This window comes from Bacteroides parvus (assembly GCF_017309675.2).
GTDB classification, from domain to species: Bacteria; Bacteroidota; Bacteroidia; order Bacteroidales; family Bacteroidaceae; genus Bacteroides; species Bacteroides uniformis.
Map to the genome: position 1 here is coordinate 2,354,652 of NZ_CP084680.1, position 17,354 is coordinate 2,372,005.

The 17,354-nt window shown below is 44.6% G+C and carries 14 protein-coding genes and 1 tRNA gene; 5 read left to right on the plus strand and 10 right to left on the minus strand.

Annotated elements, in window-relative coordinates; genetic code table 11:
- Window positions 1-14: 14 nt before the first annotated feature.
- Genes floA through JXR92_RS09435 form a run of 3 tightly spaced genes read right to left on the minus strand, consistent with a single transcriptional unit; the run spans window position 15 to window position 2,974 of the window.
- Window positions 15-1,016 carry a flotillin-like protein FloA gene (floA, locus tag JXR92_RS09425; protein WP_005826863.1) on the minus strand — a complete coding sequence of 334 codons (1,002 nt, stop codon included), beginning with the start codon at window positions 1,014-1,016 and terminating at the stop codon, window positions 15-17.
- A gap of 48 nt (window positions 1,017-1,064) precedes the next feature.
- Entirely contained in the window at window positions 1,065-1,535 is a 471-nt protein-coding gene (locus JXR92_RS09430) for an NfeD family protein (protein ID WP_117600719.1), read from the minus strand.
- Window positions 1,536-1,543: 8 nt separating this feature from the next.
- Window positions 1,544-2,974 (minus strand): tetratricopeptide repeat protein, encoded by a 1,431-nt coding sequence (locus tag JXR92_RS09435; RefSeq protein ID WP_138344796.1) that lies wholly within the window; start codon window positions 2,972-2,974, stop codon window positions 1,544-1,546.
- A 180-nt stretch (window positions 2,975-3,154) separates the two neighbouring features.
- On the opposite strand from JXR92_RS09435, the gene JXR92_RS09440 reads away from it, so the two are divergent.
- Both JXR92_RS09440 and JXR92_RS09445 read left to right on the plus strand, forming a co-directional pair.
- Window positions 3,155-3,904 (plus strand): PP-loop family protein, encoded by a 750-nt coding sequence (locus JXR92_RS09440; RefSeq protein ID WP_117600720.1) that lies wholly within the window; start codon window positions 3,155-3,157, stop codon window positions 3,902-3,904.
- Between the two features lie 21 nt (window positions 3,905-3,925).
- Window positions 3,926-4,294, plus strand: coding sequence for a DMT family protein (locus JXR92_RS09445; RefSeq protein ID WP_005826856.1), 369 nt, complete (start codon window positions 3,926-3,928; stop codon window positions 4,292-4,294).
- A 21-nt stretch (window positions 4,295-4,315) separates the two neighbouring features.
- Here JXR92_RS09445 and JXR92_RS09450 read toward each other — a convergent pair whose 3' ends face one another.
- From JXR92_RS09450 to JXR92_RS09480, 7 genes are all read right to left on the minus strand, one after another.
- Window positions 4,316-5,332, minus strand: a complete 1,017-nt coding sequence (locus tag JXR92_RS09450) for an FAD:protein FMN transferase (RefSeq protein WP_035449423.1) — start codon at window positions 5,330-5,332, stop codon at window positions 4,316-4,318.
- Between the two features lie 26 nt (window positions 5,333-5,358).
- Window positions 5,359-5,937 (minus strand): manganese efflux pump MntP, encoded by a 579-nt coding sequence (locus JXR92_RS09455; protein ID WP_138344798.1) that lies wholly within the window; start codon window positions 5,935-5,937, stop codon window positions 5,359-5,361.
- A 7-nt stretch (window positions 5,938-5,944) separates the two neighbouring features.
- Window positions 5,945-6,712: a DUF6048 family protein gene (locus JXR92_RS09460; protein ID WP_117600723.1), complete on the minus strand. Its 768-nt coding sequence runs from the start codon at window positions 6,710-6,712 to the stop codon at window positions 5,945-5,947.
- The gene (locus JXR92_RS09465) at window positions 6,681-7,166 is read right to left on the minus strand and encodes a DUF6452 family protein (protein ID WP_057088046.1); all 486 of its coding nucleotides are present in this window, start codon (window positions 7,164-7,166) and stop codon (window positions 6,681-6,683) included. The genes JXR92_RS09460 and JXR92_RS09465 overlap by 32 nt, the downstream gene beginning before the upstream one ends.
- Window positions 7,167-7,168: 2 nt before the next feature.
- Complete coding sequence (locus JXR92_RS09470) at window positions 7,169-8,122, minus strand: glycosyltransferase family 2 protein (protein WP_138344800.1); 954 nt, start codon at window positions 8,120-8,122, stop codon at window positions 7,169-7,171.
- Window positions 8,123-8,177: 55 nt separating this feature from the next.
- The gene (locus JXR92_RS09475; protein ID WP_025831900.1) at window positions 8,178-8,723 is read right to left on the minus strand and encodes a DUF4199 domain-containing protein; all 546 of its coding nucleotides are present in this window, start codon (window positions 8,721-8,723) and stop codon (window positions 8,178-8,180) included.
- Window positions 8,724-8,868: 145 nt separating this feature from the next.
- Window positions 8,869-8,942: transfer RNA gene (locus JXR92_RS09480), tRNA-Thr, on the minus strand.
- Between the two features lie 515 nt (window positions 8,943-9,457).
- Between JXR92_RS09480 and JXR92_RS09485 the strand changes: the two genes are divergently transcribed.
- The 3 genes from JXR92_RS09485 (at window position 9,458) to JXR92_RS09495 (ending at window position 17,334) form a co-directional block, all read left to right on the plus strand.
- Window positions 9,458-12,349 carry a triple tyrosine motif-containing protein gene (locus JXR92_RS09485; RefSeq protein ID WP_138344802.1) on the plus strand — a complete coding sequence of 964 codons (2,892 nt, stop codon included), beginning with the start codon at window positions 9,458-9,460 and terminating at the stop codon, window positions 12,347-12,349.
- Window positions 12,350-12,640: 291 nt separating this feature from the next.
- On the plus strand, window positions 12,641-15,790 hold the full coding sequence (locus tag JXR92_RS09490; RefSeq protein WP_138344804.1) for a SusC/RagA family TonB-linked outer membrane protein: 3,150 nt from the start codon (window positions 12,641-12,643) through the stop codon (window positions 15,788-15,790).
- Between the two features lie 29 nt (window positions 15,791-15,819).
- The gene (locus JXR92_RS09495; protein WP_138344806.1) at window positions 15,820-17,334 is read left to right on the plus strand and encodes a RagB/SusD family nutrient uptake outer membrane protein; all 1,515 of its coding nucleotides are present in this window, start codon (window positions 15,820-15,822) and stop codon (window positions 17,332-17,334) included.
- The last annotated feature ends 20 nt before the right edge of the window (window positions 17,335-17,354 follow it).

Genomic DNA, 17,354 nt, shown 5'->3' on the forward strand with positions numbered 1-17,354 from the left:
AGTTACTTTTCGAGTTATTTGCTCAACGGCTGGCTGGTATTGCCCGTCGTCGGTTTGGCAATGTTTTCGCGCATGGAAGTGTCAGCTTCTATATTCTTCATCCGGTAATAGTCCATGATACCCAGATTGCCGTTGCGGAATGCTTCGGCCATGGCTTTGGGTACTTCCGCTTCTGCCTCGATAACTTTGGCACGGGCTTCCTGGGCCTTTGCCTTCATTTCCTGCTCTGTGGCTACGGCCATGGCGCGGCGTTCCTCTGCCTTGGCTTGAGCAATGTTCTTGTCGGCATTGGCTTGGTCTATCTGCAGGGCAGCACCGATATTCTTACCTATGTCAATATCAGCAATGTCAATGGACAGAATTTCGAATGCCGTTCCGGCATCCAACCCCTTGCGTAATACCAGTTTGGAGATAGAATCCGGATTCTCTAATACAGACTTATGGTTCTCTGACGAACCGATGGAGGAGACAATGCCTTCGCCTACACGGGCCAGAATCGTGTCTTCTCCGGCACCTCCCACCAATTGGCGGATATTGGCGCGCACCGTTACACGGGCTTTGGCAATCAGCTGGATACCGTCTTTGGCAACAGCTGTCACAGGAGGGGTGTCGATTACTTTGGGGTTAACGGACATCTGTACGGCTTCGAATACGTCACGACCGGCAAGGTCGATGGCGGTTGCCATCTGGAACGGCAACTCGATATTGGCTTTAGAGGCAGATACCAATGCGTGTACCACCCGTTCTACGTGGCCTCCGGCAAGGTAGTGCGCTTCCAGTTCGTCACGTGTGATGTTTTGCAATCCTGCTTTGTGAGCTTCAATCATGCCGGGCACAATGATATAAGGAGGAACATTACGGATGCGCATCAGGAAAAGTTGTACCAGCGAGATATTTACTCCCGATACTTTGGCGGACAGCCACAAGAAGAACGGTACATAATGGAAGAAAAGTACCAGGAAGATAATGCCTCCTATAATGAGGAAGGCGGTTAAATACATTGTGCTTGGATCCATGAGATTAAATATTAATTGTTAGTTATAAATAGGTTGATTTCAGAAATTTCACTGCTTGAGCCGCTCCACTAAGAGGACTCCGTCCGCAATACGGTCTACGATAATCGGAGTCTTTTCGTTTAGGAAGCCGTCTGATGACTTTACTTCCACGATGTCTCCGTTGATTTCGGCATAGCCGATGAGGGCCAGGCGGGTAGTGGTGATGCCTACATCGCCTACCTTGACTTTTTCCTCTGCACTACGGTCTACCTTGGAGGTGATGTTTTTTTTCAATGCAATTTTGTCGAGTGTCTTGGAGCGCATGAACCATACCAACGAGCCGATACAAGCCAGGGCAGATATGATAAGCGTAATGACACCTGCCGTGGTGCCCATATAGGCAAAGGCATAGTAGTTGGCAAAGATGATGCAACCTCCTGCCAGAAAACCGGCAATACTGATGCCCGGAATTACGAATAATTCCACTAAGAACAAGATTATTGCTCCTATAATCAATGAGGCGATAATGAGTATATCCATAGTTGTCTTTATTTGGTGGCTTGCTTTTCCTGGTTGCGCACTTGAATGGCAGTTTGCTCCATCTCAGTGGACAATTGCCGTACACGTTGCTCCAGGTCGAGGATGGCGGCGGACATCTTGTCCTTTTCCTGCTTGTTGGCTCGGGAGTATTCCGAACGCATATCTTCCAGTTTCTCCTGCAGTTGTTTGTAGCTCTGCTCCAGCTGATTGTATTTGCCATACGAGGCTTTGGCCTGCGGGGAGCGGAAATCGTCCAGCTGGTAGTAGGTGGAGTGGTCGTCAATGATGAATTGGAAATCATGCTTCTTGGTGGTCTGCGGCTTTGCGTTGGCAGCGGTCCGAAGCCTTTCTCGGGCACCCTTTACCGCATCGGTGTCCGTCCATGTGTCCTTGATAGAGTGAAGTTGCGCCAATGATATCATCTTGTCCGGGTCCATCCCTTCGTAGTTGTACACTTGCTTGGATGAGTTGGGAATGAATACATAGATGCACACTTTGCCTTCCGGCTGGTAGCGGTCGGAGGCAAACCATCCCAAGTCGTTGAATTCGTCGATGACGTACATATAGTCGTTGTAGGGCGAATTGAACGGCATGCCCACATTTTCCGGCATCAGATAGGAGTCGGTATTCGTATTGTAACGGGTGACGAAAATATCATATCCTCCCATCGAGCCAGGGCCATCCGAAGCATAGTAGATAGTGATACCGTCCGTAAGTACATAGGGATAGTCTGCATTCATGGCCTCGTTGATGCTTCCGGGCAACAAGCTGCCATCGCTCCATTTGTCCAGCAACTTGTTGCGCGAAAGGATACTGAGGGTGCTGTCCGGTTGCATTTCGCTATAATATAGCTTGTTGCCCAGCTCCGTTTCGTATACCGTTCCGCCTTCCTTACCGGAATCTTTGAAATAGGCGTCGTACATGAACAGCTTGCCCGATTCGGGGCTGATTTTGTATGCATCCAGGAAATTTTCCTTGTCTACCACAAAGCTGTCGATGAAGCAAACCTCTTCCACACCTTTCAGCATGCGCAAGTTGGATTTGCTTTTTTCCAATAATTGTTCGGCCTCTTCGGTGGAGCGTTTTCTCTTTCTCAGGTCGGAAATGTAGGTCTCATAAGTTTCGATGGCATCTTCGAACCGATATAAATCATTGTATGCCCGGGCCAAATAGAGTTGCCCGCTGGGGACACGTCTTTTGACGGCGTTTTCCAGGTGTTTCAAGGCTTCTGCGGGGTCGCCGGTTTCCAAGCAACATACACCGTACCATAGGTTGTAATTTCCATTGCCAGGTTGTGTCTTGACGAACTTTTTGAAGGCGGGCTTGGCCTCTTCGTATTCTCCCTTCTCGTACAAGGCTTTGGCTTCTGCCAGGCTTTGTGCAGAAATTGTTATGCTTAAAAGGCTGAATAGAAAGAAAAGGATATATTTTTTATTCATATTGATACATGTTTTATTCATATTGATACATGCTGATTTGTTCAGAAGGTCAAAAATACAAATTTATCGTGAATAAAGCTGGTTTCCGTAATTCTATTTTGTTAATTCTTCTTTAAATCGTTCTTTTGCCTTATTTTTGCAGCCGGAAGAGCTATAACTTATAACTCATAACTCGTATCAATGGCACAATTTGCTGAAGAAGAAAAGATGTTGCGCCGCATAGACAAGCGGTTTAGCAAAGGTGTGGTGGAATATGGACTGATAGAGGACGGCGATAAGATTCTTATCGGGCTTTCGGGAGGCAAGGACTCTTTGGCGCTGGTGGAGTTGTTGGCACGGCGTGCCCGTATCTATAAACCCCGTTTTTCCATTGTCGCCGTACATGTAGTGATGAAGAATATACCTTATCAGAGCGATGTAGACTATCTGAGGGAGTATGTAGAGTCGTGGGGAGTGCCTTTTGTTCTCTTTGAAACGGAGTTTGATGCCACGACAGATACCCGCAAGTCTCCTTGTTTTCTTTGCTCTTGGAATAGGCGGAAGGCATTGTTTACCGTAGCCAAGGAGCAGGGATGTAATAAAATTGCGTTAGGCCATCACATGGATGATATTCTGGAAACTTTGCTGATGAATATCACCTATCAGGGAGCGTTCAGCTCCATGCCTCCCCGATTGGTGATGAAGAAGTTTGATATGACGATTATCCGTCCGATGTGTCTGGTTCATGAGGCGGATTTGATGGAGTTGGCACAAGTGAGAGGGTATCGTAAGCAGGTGAAGAATTGTCCGTATGAGTCACAATCCAGCCGTAGTACAATGAAAGGCATTCTGAAACAATTGGAGGAAATGAATCCTGAGGCACGTTATAGTCTATGGGGGAGTATGACGAATGTGCAGGAGGAATTGCTGCCTGCAATCATAAAACATTAACCATTAATTATTAAAAAATATATGAAAGCATTTTATACCATTTTGCTATTGATTGTATCTAATATTTTCATGACGTTTGCCTGGTATGGGCATCTGAAGCTACAAGAGACAAAAGTCATCTCCAACTGGCCGTTGTATGCCGTGGTGCTGTTTTCCTGGGTAATAGCTTTGGCAGAGTATTCTTGCCAGGTTCCGGCCAATCGGATAGGCTTTTTGGGCAATGGAGGCCCGTTCTCATTGATGCAACTCAAAGTGATTCAGGAAGTAATCACTTTGATAATCTTTACGGTGTTCACAACAGTTCTTTTCAAGGGAGAAACGCTGCATTGGAATCATTTTGCCGCTTTTGTATGTCTGGTACTGGCGGTATATTTTGTATTTTATAAATGATGGGTTAATCGCATTTGCGCATTATTTCATATACTTCTCCATCCCTTTTGTTAAGAACGTTTGAAGCTTTCCTTCTTCATCCGTATAAATGAAGCAGGCGTCGATATCCGGATGTGCATCCGCCACGCGTTCTGCTTCTTCCAGCCCCATCACCATGAATGCCGTGGCATAGGCGTCTGCACTCATGCAATCTTTGGCGATGACGGTGGCTGACAAGATGCTGTGCTGTACCGGATAGCCGGTACGCGGGTCGATGGTATGCGCATATTTCTTTCCGTCTTTATAGTAGTAGTTGCGATAATTGCCCGATGTAGCCATGCCTAAATCCGTGACTTGCAGCACTGCTTGCAGTTCCTGGTTCACTGCCAGTGAGTCGTCTATCGGCTTGTTCAAACCGATGCGCCAAGGTCCATTTTGAGGGTTTTGCCCGTGAACAACCACTTCTCCGCCTATATCGACCATAAAGTTGCGGATACCCTTCTTCTTCAGAAGTTGGGCTATGACATCTACTGCATATCCTTTTGCCACAGCGCTGCACGAGAGCATTATACGCGGGTCTGTTTTCACCACTTTCCCTTCATCGGACAATTTTACTTTTTCGTATCCTGTCATCTCCAGCAGGCTGTCTATCATGGCAGAGTCGGGGAAGTTACCCTTCTTGAACCCAAATCCCCAGGCATTGGCAAGAGGGGCAACGGTGATATCGAAGGCACCATCGGTCTCCCGGGAGATTTCCATGCTACGTCGGAAGACGTTGGTAAAGAATGTGTCGGGCACAATGTCCTCGTTGCGGTTGATGCGCGTAATGGTCGCCGTATCATTGAAAGGGGACAAGGAACCGTCGAAACGTTTGAGTTCCGCTTCTATCTCCGCCTTCAGATTCTGGTCACATTGATAAGTCACTTTATATACCGTACCGAATATCAGTCCGTTATCCGTTTGATAAGGAGTGACTTGGTTGTGGCGGGCAAGTATCCAGATGGTGCCCAGTACCAGTAGGGCAATCCATAAAAAATTCCGTTGTACTTTCTTTTCCATATCCTATCTGATTTTTTACTTTTTAATTAAAAGAAGAGATGCTCTATCAATATCTTGGTACCGATGATAATGAGGATAATCCCTCCCCAAAGTTCGGCGCGCAGTCTGCGGGCTATGCCACATCCGAAACGGATGCCGAACATCAGGCCGACCATCGACAAGGCGAATGATACAAAACCGATAATCCCGATGGGGGAAAGAATAGCCGAGAATTGCTTGATACCGAGGAATGCAAACGAAACACCTACCGCCAATGCATCGATGCTGGTTGCCACGGCCAGAGCGAGCACCACCTTCAGGCTGGTAGGGTCATACTCGTGCTTGCAACCTTCGTCCTTGAAGGATTCCATTATCATACGTCCGCCCAGGAAGGCAAGGATACCGAATGCAATCCAATGGTCGATACTTTCTATCAGGTGGCTGAAAAAACTGGCACCTATCCATCCCAGCAAAGGCATCAAAGCCTGGAAAAAGCCGAAGCTGACGGCCATCACCAGCATAGGGCGCAGCCGGACGCGTTTCAATATAATTCCGCTGGCTATAGAAACGGCGAAACAATCCATCGCAAGTCCTACGGCCAGTAGCCAAATCTCTAACTCTGTCATAAGTTGCTTAAAGAGGTAGTTTATAAGTTATCGTATAGGTTACTCCCATCGTGTTGGAGCCATATTTCCCGAAACCGGGCACATACCACGGGTCACCGTATTCATCGGCCGAGGCGGACAATTTGAACTTGAAGCGTAGTGACCAGCCCATGTACAATGCCTTCCAGACGTGCGCCCGGATACCGACACAAAATTCCGCCCATTGCATGGAGCCTTTCATTCCTTTATGGTTATAGGGCAGGCTGCCTCCCCATATCTCGTCGTCCAGATTCGGATTGCCTACGATGCCACCATATATCGGGTCGTCCAGTCCCAAGGCGTCTACATCATACTTGAAGCTACTAACACCGTAACGCAAGCCTACGAGTAGCATGTGTCCGTGCTGCTTCTTGTATAGCGTGTTATAGTCCATTCCTATGCGGAAGTAGGGGGCATTGCTTTTGTAGTGTATGCCTTTGTCACTCCAGGTGTCCGTGGAGCCATATCCCAGTTCGGCAATAGGGAAGAAGCGGTTCTTGAGGTTTACGTCCACGGCCACTTCGGAACTCAGGAAATCTCCTCCAAATACGGAGCTTCCGATTCCCCACAAGTCCAAGCCGACGGACGTGCCGTTGTATAACGGATAGTGCACTTCTTCTTTCGCGTCCTTCTTCTCCTTCTTGGGAGGTGCTCCCTGGGGGGGAGCGGTAGGATTCCCGTTCTGCGCCCGTAGGGGGAGGAACATCAGCAGGCAGAGTGCCAGACTAATAGAATAACTTAAGATTTTCCTTTCCATAGATGCCTGCTTCATTGTCTTTGATGTATATCGAGTCCAGAGAGATGCGGGTGCACGTTACGTCTGTGATGGCCTGCTTCATCTGATAGCCGCAATCCATTGATAGGAAATAGGGGGTGTTGGTGTGGCGTATCACCATCGTGTCACTCTTGGTCCGGCTGTACTTGAATATCAGCTTGGTGGAATCCTCCGTATAGCGCAGTGGCAGGGAGATGTCGTGTACCTTCTTCTGGTTGTTGATGATGATGGAGTCGGTGCCGTATGCTGTCACGGTGAGCGAGTCGAGCGTGTCGTTCTCCACGTATTGGGTTTCGGGGTCTACTCTATAAAGAATGCAATTCACCATGGAGCGTGCTGTCATGGAACAGTCGGCCTCTTCCGAGCAGGAGATAGCTATGCTTACTATCGGACAAAGGATAGCTCCGAGTATGACAAGTCTGACTAATTTTTTCATCGTTAAATGGTTTTCTCTATTTGATATTTGTTTCGTTCCGGGGCATTACGTGAAATCAGCTCTCCGAGGAATCCTGCCACGAATAGTTGTGTGCCGATAATCATGGAGGTCAACGAGAGGTAGAAGTAGGGAGAGTCCGTTACAAGACGGTAGGGCATGCCATGGTGCATGTAGTACAACTTGCTGACACCCACTATGACTACGGCTATGAAGCCGAAGATGAACATCAATGAACCCAGCAATCCGAAAAAATGCATGGGCTTGATGCCGAACCGGGAAAGGAACCAAAGGGAAAGCAAGTCCAGATACCCGTTTACAAATCGGTTCAGCCCGAACTTGGTCTTTCCGTATTTGCGTGCCTGGTGGTGCACCACTTTCTCGCCGATTTTCTTGAAGCCGGCGTTCTTGGCCAGGTAGGGGATGTAGCGGTGCATTTCGCCGTATACCTCTATATTCTTGACTACCTCTTTGCGATATGCCTTCAGTCCGCAATTAAAGTCGTGCAGGTTTTTGATGCCCGATACTTTGCGGGCGGTGGCATTGAACAATTTGGTGGGGAGGGTCTTCGACAACGGGTCGTAACGTTTCTGCTTCCAGCCCGATACGAGGTCGTAGCCCTCCTGGGTAATCATGCGGTAGAGTTCGGGTATTTCGTCGGGACTGTCCTGCAGGTCGGCGTCCATGGTTATCACGACGTCGCCTTGTGCTTGTTCGAAACCACAGAACAATGCCGGCGACTTCCCGTAGTTGCGGCGGAACTTAATGCCCCGTACCTTGTCCGGAGCTTGTGTCTGCAATTGCTCGATAACCTGCCACGAACGGTCGGTACTTCCGTCGTTAACGAAAATCACTTCGTATGAAAAGCCGTTGGCATTCATCACCCGCTCAATCCATGCGAACAATTCGGGGAGTGATTCTTCTTCATTATATAGTGGTACGACAACTGAAATATCCATTGATGTATGATTTTTCTATTTTACAATTGAAATAACAATTCTTTTTGCTGTTCCGTCACTCTGCCGGAGCGTCGTCTTTCTTGCGTCTCATCACGAACAAGGCGGTGGGGAAAGCCAGTATCGAACCCCAAAATACATTGGACGATATCATCTGTAGCGTAATGTCGATAGGGCTGAGTAGTCGGGCTGTCTCCAAAGCTTCCTGATAGGTGGCGATGTACGAATCCATTCCCGGCATGTTGCTTTGGGCAAGCGTGTCTACCATCGTTTCGCACGTGTTTATCACATATCCGTGGTCTATGAACCTGAAGTAGATGTAGTGTGCCACGGCGGCAAGCAGCGCGGCAAACATATACATGAAAACGGTGAATATCCATGCATGCAGGAAGCTGATGCCGCCTCCGCATACCTGATTACGATACATCCGTGCATAATAATATCCCATAAAAGGTACGCATAGCGTGAGTCCCATGAAAAGGAAAAGTAAAAAAGGAACCGACAGCCCCACAGGAAAGAGTATGAACTTCAATATCCAGAAACCTCCCATATAGGTACCGAACAGCATTGCGTATCGTTGCATGTAACCTCTATTTTCTGCCATCTTTCTTAGAAATAATGTGCAAAGGTACAAATATAGTTGGATTCAAGGGCAAGCCGATGTGTAGATTTTAAATAAATTAGAGGATTCTTTGCGGGGCAAAAAGAAAAAAGCAGGTAACACTTTCGTATCATCTGCTTTTCTTTTGAGCCTCTTGTCGGATTCGAACCAACGACCCCGAGATTACAAATCACGTGCTCTGGCCAACTGAGCTAAAGAGGCGGGTGGGTAAGCTTGCTATATCGCGCCGCTACAACCAACTACCTTTGCTGCGATCAAGCCCTGGAGGATTCGAAGGGAGCTGGCCGTATAGGACTTACCCGTTTTCGTTTTGCGGTTGCAAAGGTAGGCATTATTTTGAAATCTGCAATAGCTTGCGGCGATTTTTTTATTTATTTTTTTAGATTCTCTATTCTATCCCTCTTCACGGCTCCTTATACAGACACTTTGGAGGGGAGGTACGGATTCTTTCCGGCATTACGATGGACAAATATTCCTTTTACTAAAAAGTATTCGTCCGACATGTGTAACCTTATCGTCCGACAGTTGTTGAATTATCGTCCGACAGCTGTCGGACGAATACTTCTTAGTATACCGGAATCTAAAGTATAGTAATGCAAAAGATTGCCATTCGAGAAGAAAATAATAATCGGGGACGAAAAAACTGATAGGCTATTGTGCGCTACCTTGAAAATAAGCATTATTTTTGTGCAACTAACTATATAGTCATTATACACATGAACAAACACATATTGTCATTCTACTTTTTTTTCTGCCTTTTTCTTTTTCTCCCTTTGGTCGAAGCAATTGCCGGCTGGAATAGCTTTATCGTCAATTTTGATAAAAGTGTTTATGGCAAGGGGACCCAGACTTGGCAGATAGCACCCTATGATGACAAGTGGGTATATTTCGCCAACAAGAACGGTATGGTGCAATTTGATGGCAATGTCTGGAATGTATTTCCATTGAACAATGCTTCCGATGTGCGTTCCGTTCTGGCTTCTGCTACCCAAAAAAGAATTTATGTGGGGGGCATCAATGAGTTCGGCTATTATGAACCGGATGCGGACGGTTCTTTGGCCTATCATTGCATGTCCGATACTTTGGAGAGTTCCGTTCGTTTTCTTGGAAACGTGTGGGGCATCCATGAGACTGACAATATTTTGTATTTCCAAGGGGACGGGTGTGTGGTGAAGTACCTGAACGGAAAATATACCGCCATTGAAATGAATGCCAAGATAGACTGTTCCAATATGGTCAATGGTATTCTTTACATCGGTACGGACAGAGGTGTATGGCTTTTGGTTGGAAACACTTTTTTCCCTCTTCAGGGTGCCGATGCGTTAGCTTCCAAACGTATTCGTGGCATTATACCTTATAAGAAAGGTGTTCTGGTGGTGACTGCATACAACGGACTTTACTATTGTGACGGGCGTACGATGGAACCGTTTATCACCGGTGCCGAAGAGTTTATGCGTGAGAATGAAGTCTTTTGCGTGGCCAAAAAGGATGATAAGATTGCCTTGGGAACCATTCATAAAGGATTGGTACTGGTGGATTGCAGCACCATGCAACTAAAATATTTCAATGAGAACAACGGCTTGCGTAACAATACGGTGCTTTCTGTCTCCTTCGATACGACCGGAAACCTCTGGGCCGGTCTGGATAGCGGCATTGACTACGTCTGTCTGAGTTCTCCTTTTACGAATCTCTATTCCTATCCCTATTCCTACGGCACGGGATATACGGCGGCTGTAGAAGGCGGCTATCTTTATTTAGGTACCAATCGGGGTTTGTATTACACCTCTTATCCGGTACAGATGAACGGTGATTTGCCGGATATCCGTCCGATGCCCCAATCCAGCGGACAGGTCTGGAACCTTTGCCGTATAGGTGATGAACTCTTCTGTCTGCACGACCGTGGTATTTTCCTTATCAATGGCACTTCCGTAAAACGCGTGACGGATATTGCCGGCGCCTGGTGTTGCCAACTTGTGGCAGGACGTACGGACCTTATGTATGTCGGGGTATATAACGGTATTTATTTGGTTGGGAAAAAGAATGGAGAATGGCAGGTGGTTGGCAAGATTGAGGGTATGAACGATTCTTGCCGTCTTTTTGAGCAGGAAAGCGATAAGGTGATTTGGGTGTACAATACAGATCATGTTACCCGTGTGGATTTGGATAATGATTTGACAAAAGCTGTTCGTATAAAGGAATATAGCGCGAAGGATGGTTTTCCGGTAGGACGTGATATGTATATAGCGAAGATAGAAGACCGGGTGTATTTTGCCACTCCCCGGGGAATCTATAAGCATAATCCTCATAAAGATGTCATGGAGCCTTGTCCGGATATGAACAACCTTTTGAATGGCACCGCGGCCTATTCGCGTATCTTGGAGTATCACGATAAGTTGATTAGTTTGAGCTCTCACGAAATCTGTATTGCCAATCTGGGTACCTATAAGCGGGGGGCGAATACAAGCATTAATCCCATCCAGCAATCGCTGATTGAACTGGTACCCGGTTTTGAAACGATTATTCCTCTTTCAGATTCGCTGATGGTGGTTCCTAATGAAGGAGGTTTCGCTTTATTCAGCATCCCGGCCGTAAGAGAGCGTCAAGATCGTAGCCACTCCTTATATATAAGGAACATGTATCTGTCTTATCCCAAGGATTCATTGGTATATACCGCAAACTTTTTAGGAGAGAAGCCGGTTCCGGTGATAGCTTATTCCATGAATTCCGTTCGTTTTGACTATGCCCTTTCTTTTTTTTCGGTAGGGGATGATATCCATTTTCAATATCGTTTGAATAAGGGAGGCTGGTCCGATTTCACAACGGTACGCACCAAGGAGTATAGCAGCTTGTCGGAAGGGGAATATACGTTTGAAGTTAAAGCGGTCTTTCCTGACGGTACGACATCATCGGATACAATCGCCTTCCGTATACTTCCACCGTGGTATCGCAGTGCTGTTGCATACGTTTGTTATATCATCTTGGCTTTGCTTGCCTTATGGTATGTCTATCGCTGGGATGATGTCCGTGTGAAGCGGAAGAAACAGCAGGCGGTGGTCGAGAAGGACAAGGAGTTGCACGATATGGAAAGGGAGTACGAAGAGGAGAAAGCTCGTCAGGAAAAGCAGATTATGCAGCTGGAGAAAGAAAAATTGGAATACGATTTGCAACATAAGAGCCAGGAAATGGCCAATCTGATGATAAACTTTGTCCGTAAGAATGAAATGCTGACTGAAATCAAGTCGGAGATACTTAAAGTATCCGCCTTGCTGAAGGGTGAGGGGGCTCGGGAAGGAAAACAGCAACTCATACTTATTAATAATAAAATAGACGGTAATATACAGAGTGATGAGGTCTTGAAGCGTATTGAAGACCAGTTCGATTTGATACATAACAATTTTATGAAACGTCTTCATGCCAAGCATCCGGAACTTTCCCACAACGAACGCATGATGTGCGCTTATCTAAAGATGAATCTTTCCACGAAAGAAATAGCTCCTCTGTTGAACATTTCGGTTCGTGGAGTTGAAACAATCCGTTATCGTCTTCGTAAGAAGTTCGCTTTAGAGAGAGAGGATAGTTTGACGGATTATTTAAGCAATAAACTGTAGCCTTTAGATATTAACTTCCTTTAAAAGAAGGAAGTGCATGGAAGGGAGGAATGTTAAATTCCTCCCTTTTGTGTTCTATAACATGTTGTGACGTAATACTTGAAAGTATATATTAACTATTGATTATTAATAAGTTATTTGTTAATGACGTATTGATAACGTATTTGAATTTTGTATTTGACGTATTTAAGAATGATTGTTTCTTGTTTGTTTTATTGCCTTTTACTCTATGTTTGCACTGTTCGATTGAGGACAAAACCGAGAAACGTTAATCTTAATTTAGTAAAACTTATGAAAAAGTTATTATCAGTTTTATTTCTGTTAAGCTTTACCTTGGCTTCTGTATATGCCCAAAATATACAGGTAAAAGGTACAGTGGTAAGCGGTTCGGATAATGAACCGTTGCCTGGAGTAAATGTGGTAGTTAAAGGTACTACCAATGGTGGAATTACTGATTTGGACGGTAATTTTACATTGTCGGTTCCTGCCGACGCAACACTTTCTATTACTTATATTGGTTTTAAATCGCAAGAAGTAGCAGTAGAAGGGAAACATAGTCTGAAGATTGTTCTTCAAGAAGATACAGAGACATTGGACGAAGTTGTGGTTGTTGGTTATGGCGTTCAGAAGAAAAGTGTAGTAACGGCTGCTATTGCTAAAGTATCTGCAGATGATTTGTCTACTACAGCTCCTGTTCGTATGGACAATGCTTTGAAAGGACTTGCAGCCGGTGTGACGGTAACTTCTGCTTCTGGTCAGCCTGGTGCTGCTGCACAAATCCGTATACGTGGTATTGGTACGACTACTGGTGACGGTGCAGCTGATCCGCTTTATATTGTGGATGGTATGCCAATCGAAGGTGGGCTTGATTATCTGAATCCCAATGACATTGCTTCTATTGAAGTATTGAAGGATGCCGCTTCAGGTGCTGTTTATGGTGCACGTGCCGCTAATGGCGTTATTTTGGTAACTACAAAAACAGGTAAAGAAGGTAAAGCAAAGGTTACTTATGATTTCTCTTACGGATGGCAACGCCCTTGGAAAGAGCGTGATGTATTGAATGCATCAGAATATGCTGTAATGATGAATGAAGGTGCTATAAATGCAGGTATGGCTCCTAAATACAGTGATCCGTACTCTTATGGAGTAGGTACCAATTGGCAAAAAGAAACCTTTAATTATGATGCACCGGTGATGAATCACCAGGTAAGTGTGAGTGGTGCTTCTGAAAAAGTGAACTATCTGTTTTCTTTAGGTTATTATACACAAGATGGTATTGTAGGAGGTAATTACGGACGTTCCAATTATGAACGTTTGACTTTACGTAGTAATACGGCATATACGATTTTTGATGAAACAAAAAATCGTAACTGGTTGAATAGCTTGAAGATTACTTCTAACTTGTCTTATGCACGTATCAAAAGTACAGGTATTGAAACTAACTCATCTTTTGGCTCTCCTTTGGGTAGTGCATTGGCTTTGTCACCTATTCTTACAGTGTATGCAGAAGGACAAGCCGCTGAAGATCAGTTGGATTATTACAAGAATTTTGAAGGGTTTACTCCCATGTATGATCCCAATAATGGAAAACTATACACTTTAGCAGGTGCCGATTATAACGAGATGGTGAATCCTCTTGCGAGTCTTTCTTTGCCGGGCGATAAGGGTTGGAGCCATAAATTTGTAGCTAATTTCTCGGCAGAGCTTAATCTTTGGGATAATTTAAAGTTTAAGACTTCTTATGGTGTGGACCTTGCTTTTTGGGGAACTGATGGCTATACAAAACTTTATTATCTGACTGCAAATAATAAGGCTACAGAAAGTAGAGCAACTTCTAAAAAAGAAGATGGTACTGTATGGCAGCTTGAAAATGTGTTGATGTATGATAAGACCATTGATCGTCATTCGTTCTCTATATTGTTGGGACAGTCTGCCAAGAAAAGTTCAAGTACTTATTTGGGTGGTTATCGTAACGGTATCATAAATTATGATCGTCCTTATATTGATGCCAGTAACGGTTTGCAGGAAAATGGTGATATGAACATCTATGGTGGTCCGAACGCAGATGCTACTTTGGCTTCTCTTTTTACTCGTGCCAGCTATAATTACGACGAACGCTATATGTTGCAGGTAACAGTTCGTCGTGACGGTTCCTCTCGTTTTGGAGCCAATAATCACTATGCAGTGTTCCCTTCTTTTTCTTTAGGCTGGAACTTGACTAATGAAAAGTTTATGGAAAAACGTCCTGAATGGTTGACTTCAACGAAAGTACGTTTTTCTTGGGGTAAAAACGGTAATGAGAAGATTGGTAACTTTAAATATACGGTGTTGACGTCTGCCAACAATAATTATCTTTTTGGTTCTGGTGAGAATATGGTGAATGGCGTGAAAGCAAGTGGCCTTGCTAATCCGGATTTGAAATGGGAAGAATCTGAACAACTTGATTTGGGTATCGACTTTGGTTTCTTTAATAATGCTTTGACGTTTACTGCTGATTATTACAAGAAGACTACCAATGGTATGTTGATGGAGATGAATATTCCTTCTTATGTGGGAGAATCTAAACCGATTGGTAACGTAGGAAAGATGGAAAATAGTGGTGTTGAGTTAGAAGCAGCTTATAAATTCCGTGTACGTGATTGGAACTTCCGTGTTGCTGGTAACCTGTCTTACTTGAAGAATGAATTGATAGAATATGGAAATGACTCAGGTTGGGCAAATCTTGACTCTTTCCAGGGTATCGGTACTATCACACGTGCTCAAAATGGTATGCCTTTCCCTTATTTTTATGGATATAAAACAGCGGGTGTTTTTCAAAACGAAGCAGAAATAAAAGCTTATACAGACAAGAATGGGAATATGATTCAACCTAATGCAGTTCCGGGTGACGTTCGTTTCGTTGATTTGGATGGTAACGGTGTAATTGATGATAATGACCGTACAGATATTGGTAAAGGTATGCCGGATTGGACTTATGGTTTAAATTTAAATGTGGCCTGGAAGAACTTTGATTTAAGTATGATGTGGCAGGGAACAATAGGTAATGACGTGTTCGATGCTACCCGCCGTGTAGATATTACAACTAGTAATCTTCCCACTTGGATGTTGGGACGTTGGACTGGTGAAGGCACTTCCAATACATATCCCCGTTTTGTATTAGGTGACAATGTGAATTGGCAATCGTCTGATCTTTATGTTTATGATGGCAGTTACTTGCGACTGAAGAATATTCAATTGGGATATACACTTCCTGAGGCTCTGACAAGAAAGGTGTTCATTTCCTCTTTGCGTGTATATGTTGCAGCTGAGAATCTGTTGACCTTTACCAAATATCATGGCTTTGATCCGGAAATATCCTCCGGTAGTACTTCTTTAGGTATTGACCGTGGTGTATATCCGCAAGCCAAGACCTGGACGGTAGGCGTCAATGTGGCATTTTAATTTTACTTACTATTTTAAATTAGGAAAATATGAAAAGATATAAATACATCGTAGCAGGACTTCTGGTTTCTACATTTATGTTAGGCGGATGCTCAGAATCCTTTCTTGAGGTAGATTCACCTACACAAGAGACAGTTGATACTTATTTTACTACAGATGAGCATATTCAAGAAGCAGTTGTAGCTGCTTATGACCCATTGCATTGGCCGGATTGGGCAATGAGTTCCTATAATCCTGTCAATCTGATGAGTGATATTATGGCCGATGACCTTTGGGTTGGAGGAGCCGACAAGAATGATAACCAGTATTGGCATCTGATGATGAACTATGAAGCATTGCCGACTAATACGATGACTGGTCTTTGGACAGTAGCCTACTCAGGTGTGAAGCGTTGTAATGATGTGATAACTTATCTGGGCTGGGCAGGTGATAATGTTACAGCTGAGAATCGTGCTTATTATGAAGCGCAAGTCATAGCACTTCGGGTATTCTATTATAATTGGTTATGGAAGTTCTGGGGCAATATCCCTTATTTTGATGCTAATCTGGAGGCTCCCTATTTAGCAGAACAATTGACTGCTGATCAGGTTTATGAGAGAATAATTACAGATTTGGAAGGGGTTATAGCACTTGATGTATTGCCTATGAGAGCCGAATCATCAGATTATGGCCGAGTTACACAAGCAATGGTTTATATGCTTTATGCTGAAATCGTGATGTATCAAAATGATAATACACGCTATGCAAAAGCTTTACAATATATGCAGGATATCATCGGAAGCGGAGATTATGCTTTGGTTGATGATTATACTTCTATCTTTAAAGAGACTGGAGAATGGAGTAGTGAATCAATCTTTGAAGTAAACTATAAAGATGACAATGCAGCTCGTTCATGGAGTTCTCCGTTGACTGCTGGTGGTACAGTACTTCCTCGTCTTATCAGCCCTAGTGCCTGGGCTGATGGAACGGATGGACATGATAATGGTTGGGGCTTTGGTCCAGTTCGCAAGGAAACTTACGATCGTTATTCTAACAATGATACTCGTAGGGATGCTACTTGCTGGAATGCCGCTGCGGTAGGCTCTTATAATCCTCGTTATCAAGACACAGGTTTCTTCCTTGAAAAGTATGTAGCCCATACGGGAGATAATAAAGACCAGATTGCTGATGCAGATTTGAATTACAACAATAATCTCCGCATCTACCGTTTCTCAGAAACATTACTCAATGCGGCCGAGTTGATAGTTCGTGGTGCTGGTACAGGAGATGCTAAGGAGTATCTGAATCGTGTGCGTAAGCGTGCAGGGCTGGTGACTGAAATAGAACCTACCATTGATAACATCATTGAAGAACGTCATTTGGAATTTGTGGGTGAAGGAAAGCGCTATTGGGACTTGATACGTACCGATAAAGCAGCTACTGTACTTGTCCCCGATGAATATGGCTATCGTACAAATACTTGGACTGCAAATAAAAAGTATTTACCCATTCCGCAGAGCGAAATTGATGCTGCACAAGGCACTTTGACTCAAAATAATTACTAATCATCAAAAAGCGTAAGATT

Excerpts from the sequence above, each read along its gene's own strand:
- floA (WP_005826863.1), bottom strand. The coding sequence starts at position 1,016 with ATGGATCCAAGCACAATGTATTTAACCGCCTTCCTCATTATAGGAGGC.
- JXR92_RS09430 (WP_117600719.1), bottom strand. The coding sequence starts at position 1,535 with ATGGATATACTCATTATCGCCTCATTGATTATAGGAGCAATAATCTTG.
- JXR92_RS09460 (WP_117600723.1), bottom strand. The coding sequence starts at position 6,712 with ATGGAAAGGAAAATCTTAAGTTATTCTATTAGTCTGGCACTCTGCCTG.
- JXR92_RS09440 (WP_117600720.1), top strand. The coding sequence starts at position 3,155 with ATGGCACAATTTGCTGAAGAAGAAAAGATGTTGCGCCGCATAGACAAG.
- JXR92_RS09455 (WP_138344798.1), bottom strand. The coding sequence starts at position 5,937 with ATGACAGAGTTAGAGATTTGGCTACTGGCCGTAGGACTTGCGATGGAT.
- JXR92_RS09490 (WP_138344804.1), top strand. The coding sequence starts at position 12,641 with ATGAAAAAGTTATTATCAGTTTTATTTCTGTTAAGCTTTACCTTGGCT.
- JXR92_RS09435 (WP_138344796.1), bottom strand. The coding sequence starts at position 2,974 with ATGAATAAAAAATATATCCTTTTCTTTCTATTCAGCCTTTTAAGCATA.
- JXR92_RS09450 (WP_035449423.1), bottom strand. The coding sequence starts at position 5,332 with ATGGAAAAGAAAGTACAACGGAATTTTTTATGGATTGCCCTACTGGTA.
- JXR92_RS09465 (WP_057088046.1), bottom strand. The coding sequence starts at position 7,166 with ATGAAAAAATTAGTCAGACTTGTCATACTCGGAGCTATCCTTTGTCCG.
- JXR92_RS09445 (WP_005826856.1), top strand. The coding sequence starts at position 3,926 with ATGAAAGCATTTTATACCATTTTGCTATTGATTGTATCTAATATTTTC.
- JXR92_RS09475 (WP_025831900.1), bottom strand. The coding sequence starts at position 8,723 with ATGGCAGAAAATAGAGGTTACATGCAACGATACGCAATGCTGTTCGGT.
- JXR92_RS09470 (WP_138344800.1), bottom strand. The coding sequence starts at position 8,122 with ATGGATATTTCAGTTGTCGTACCACTATATAATGAAGAAGAATCACTC.
- JXR92_RS09485 (WP_138344802.1), top strand. The coding sequence starts at position 9,458 with ATGAACAAACACATATTGTCATTCTACTTTTTTTTCTGCCTTTTTCTT.
- JXR92_RS09495 (WP_138344806.1), top strand. The coding sequence starts at position 15,820 with ATGAAAAGATATAAATACATCGTAGCAGGACTTCTGGTTTCTACATTT.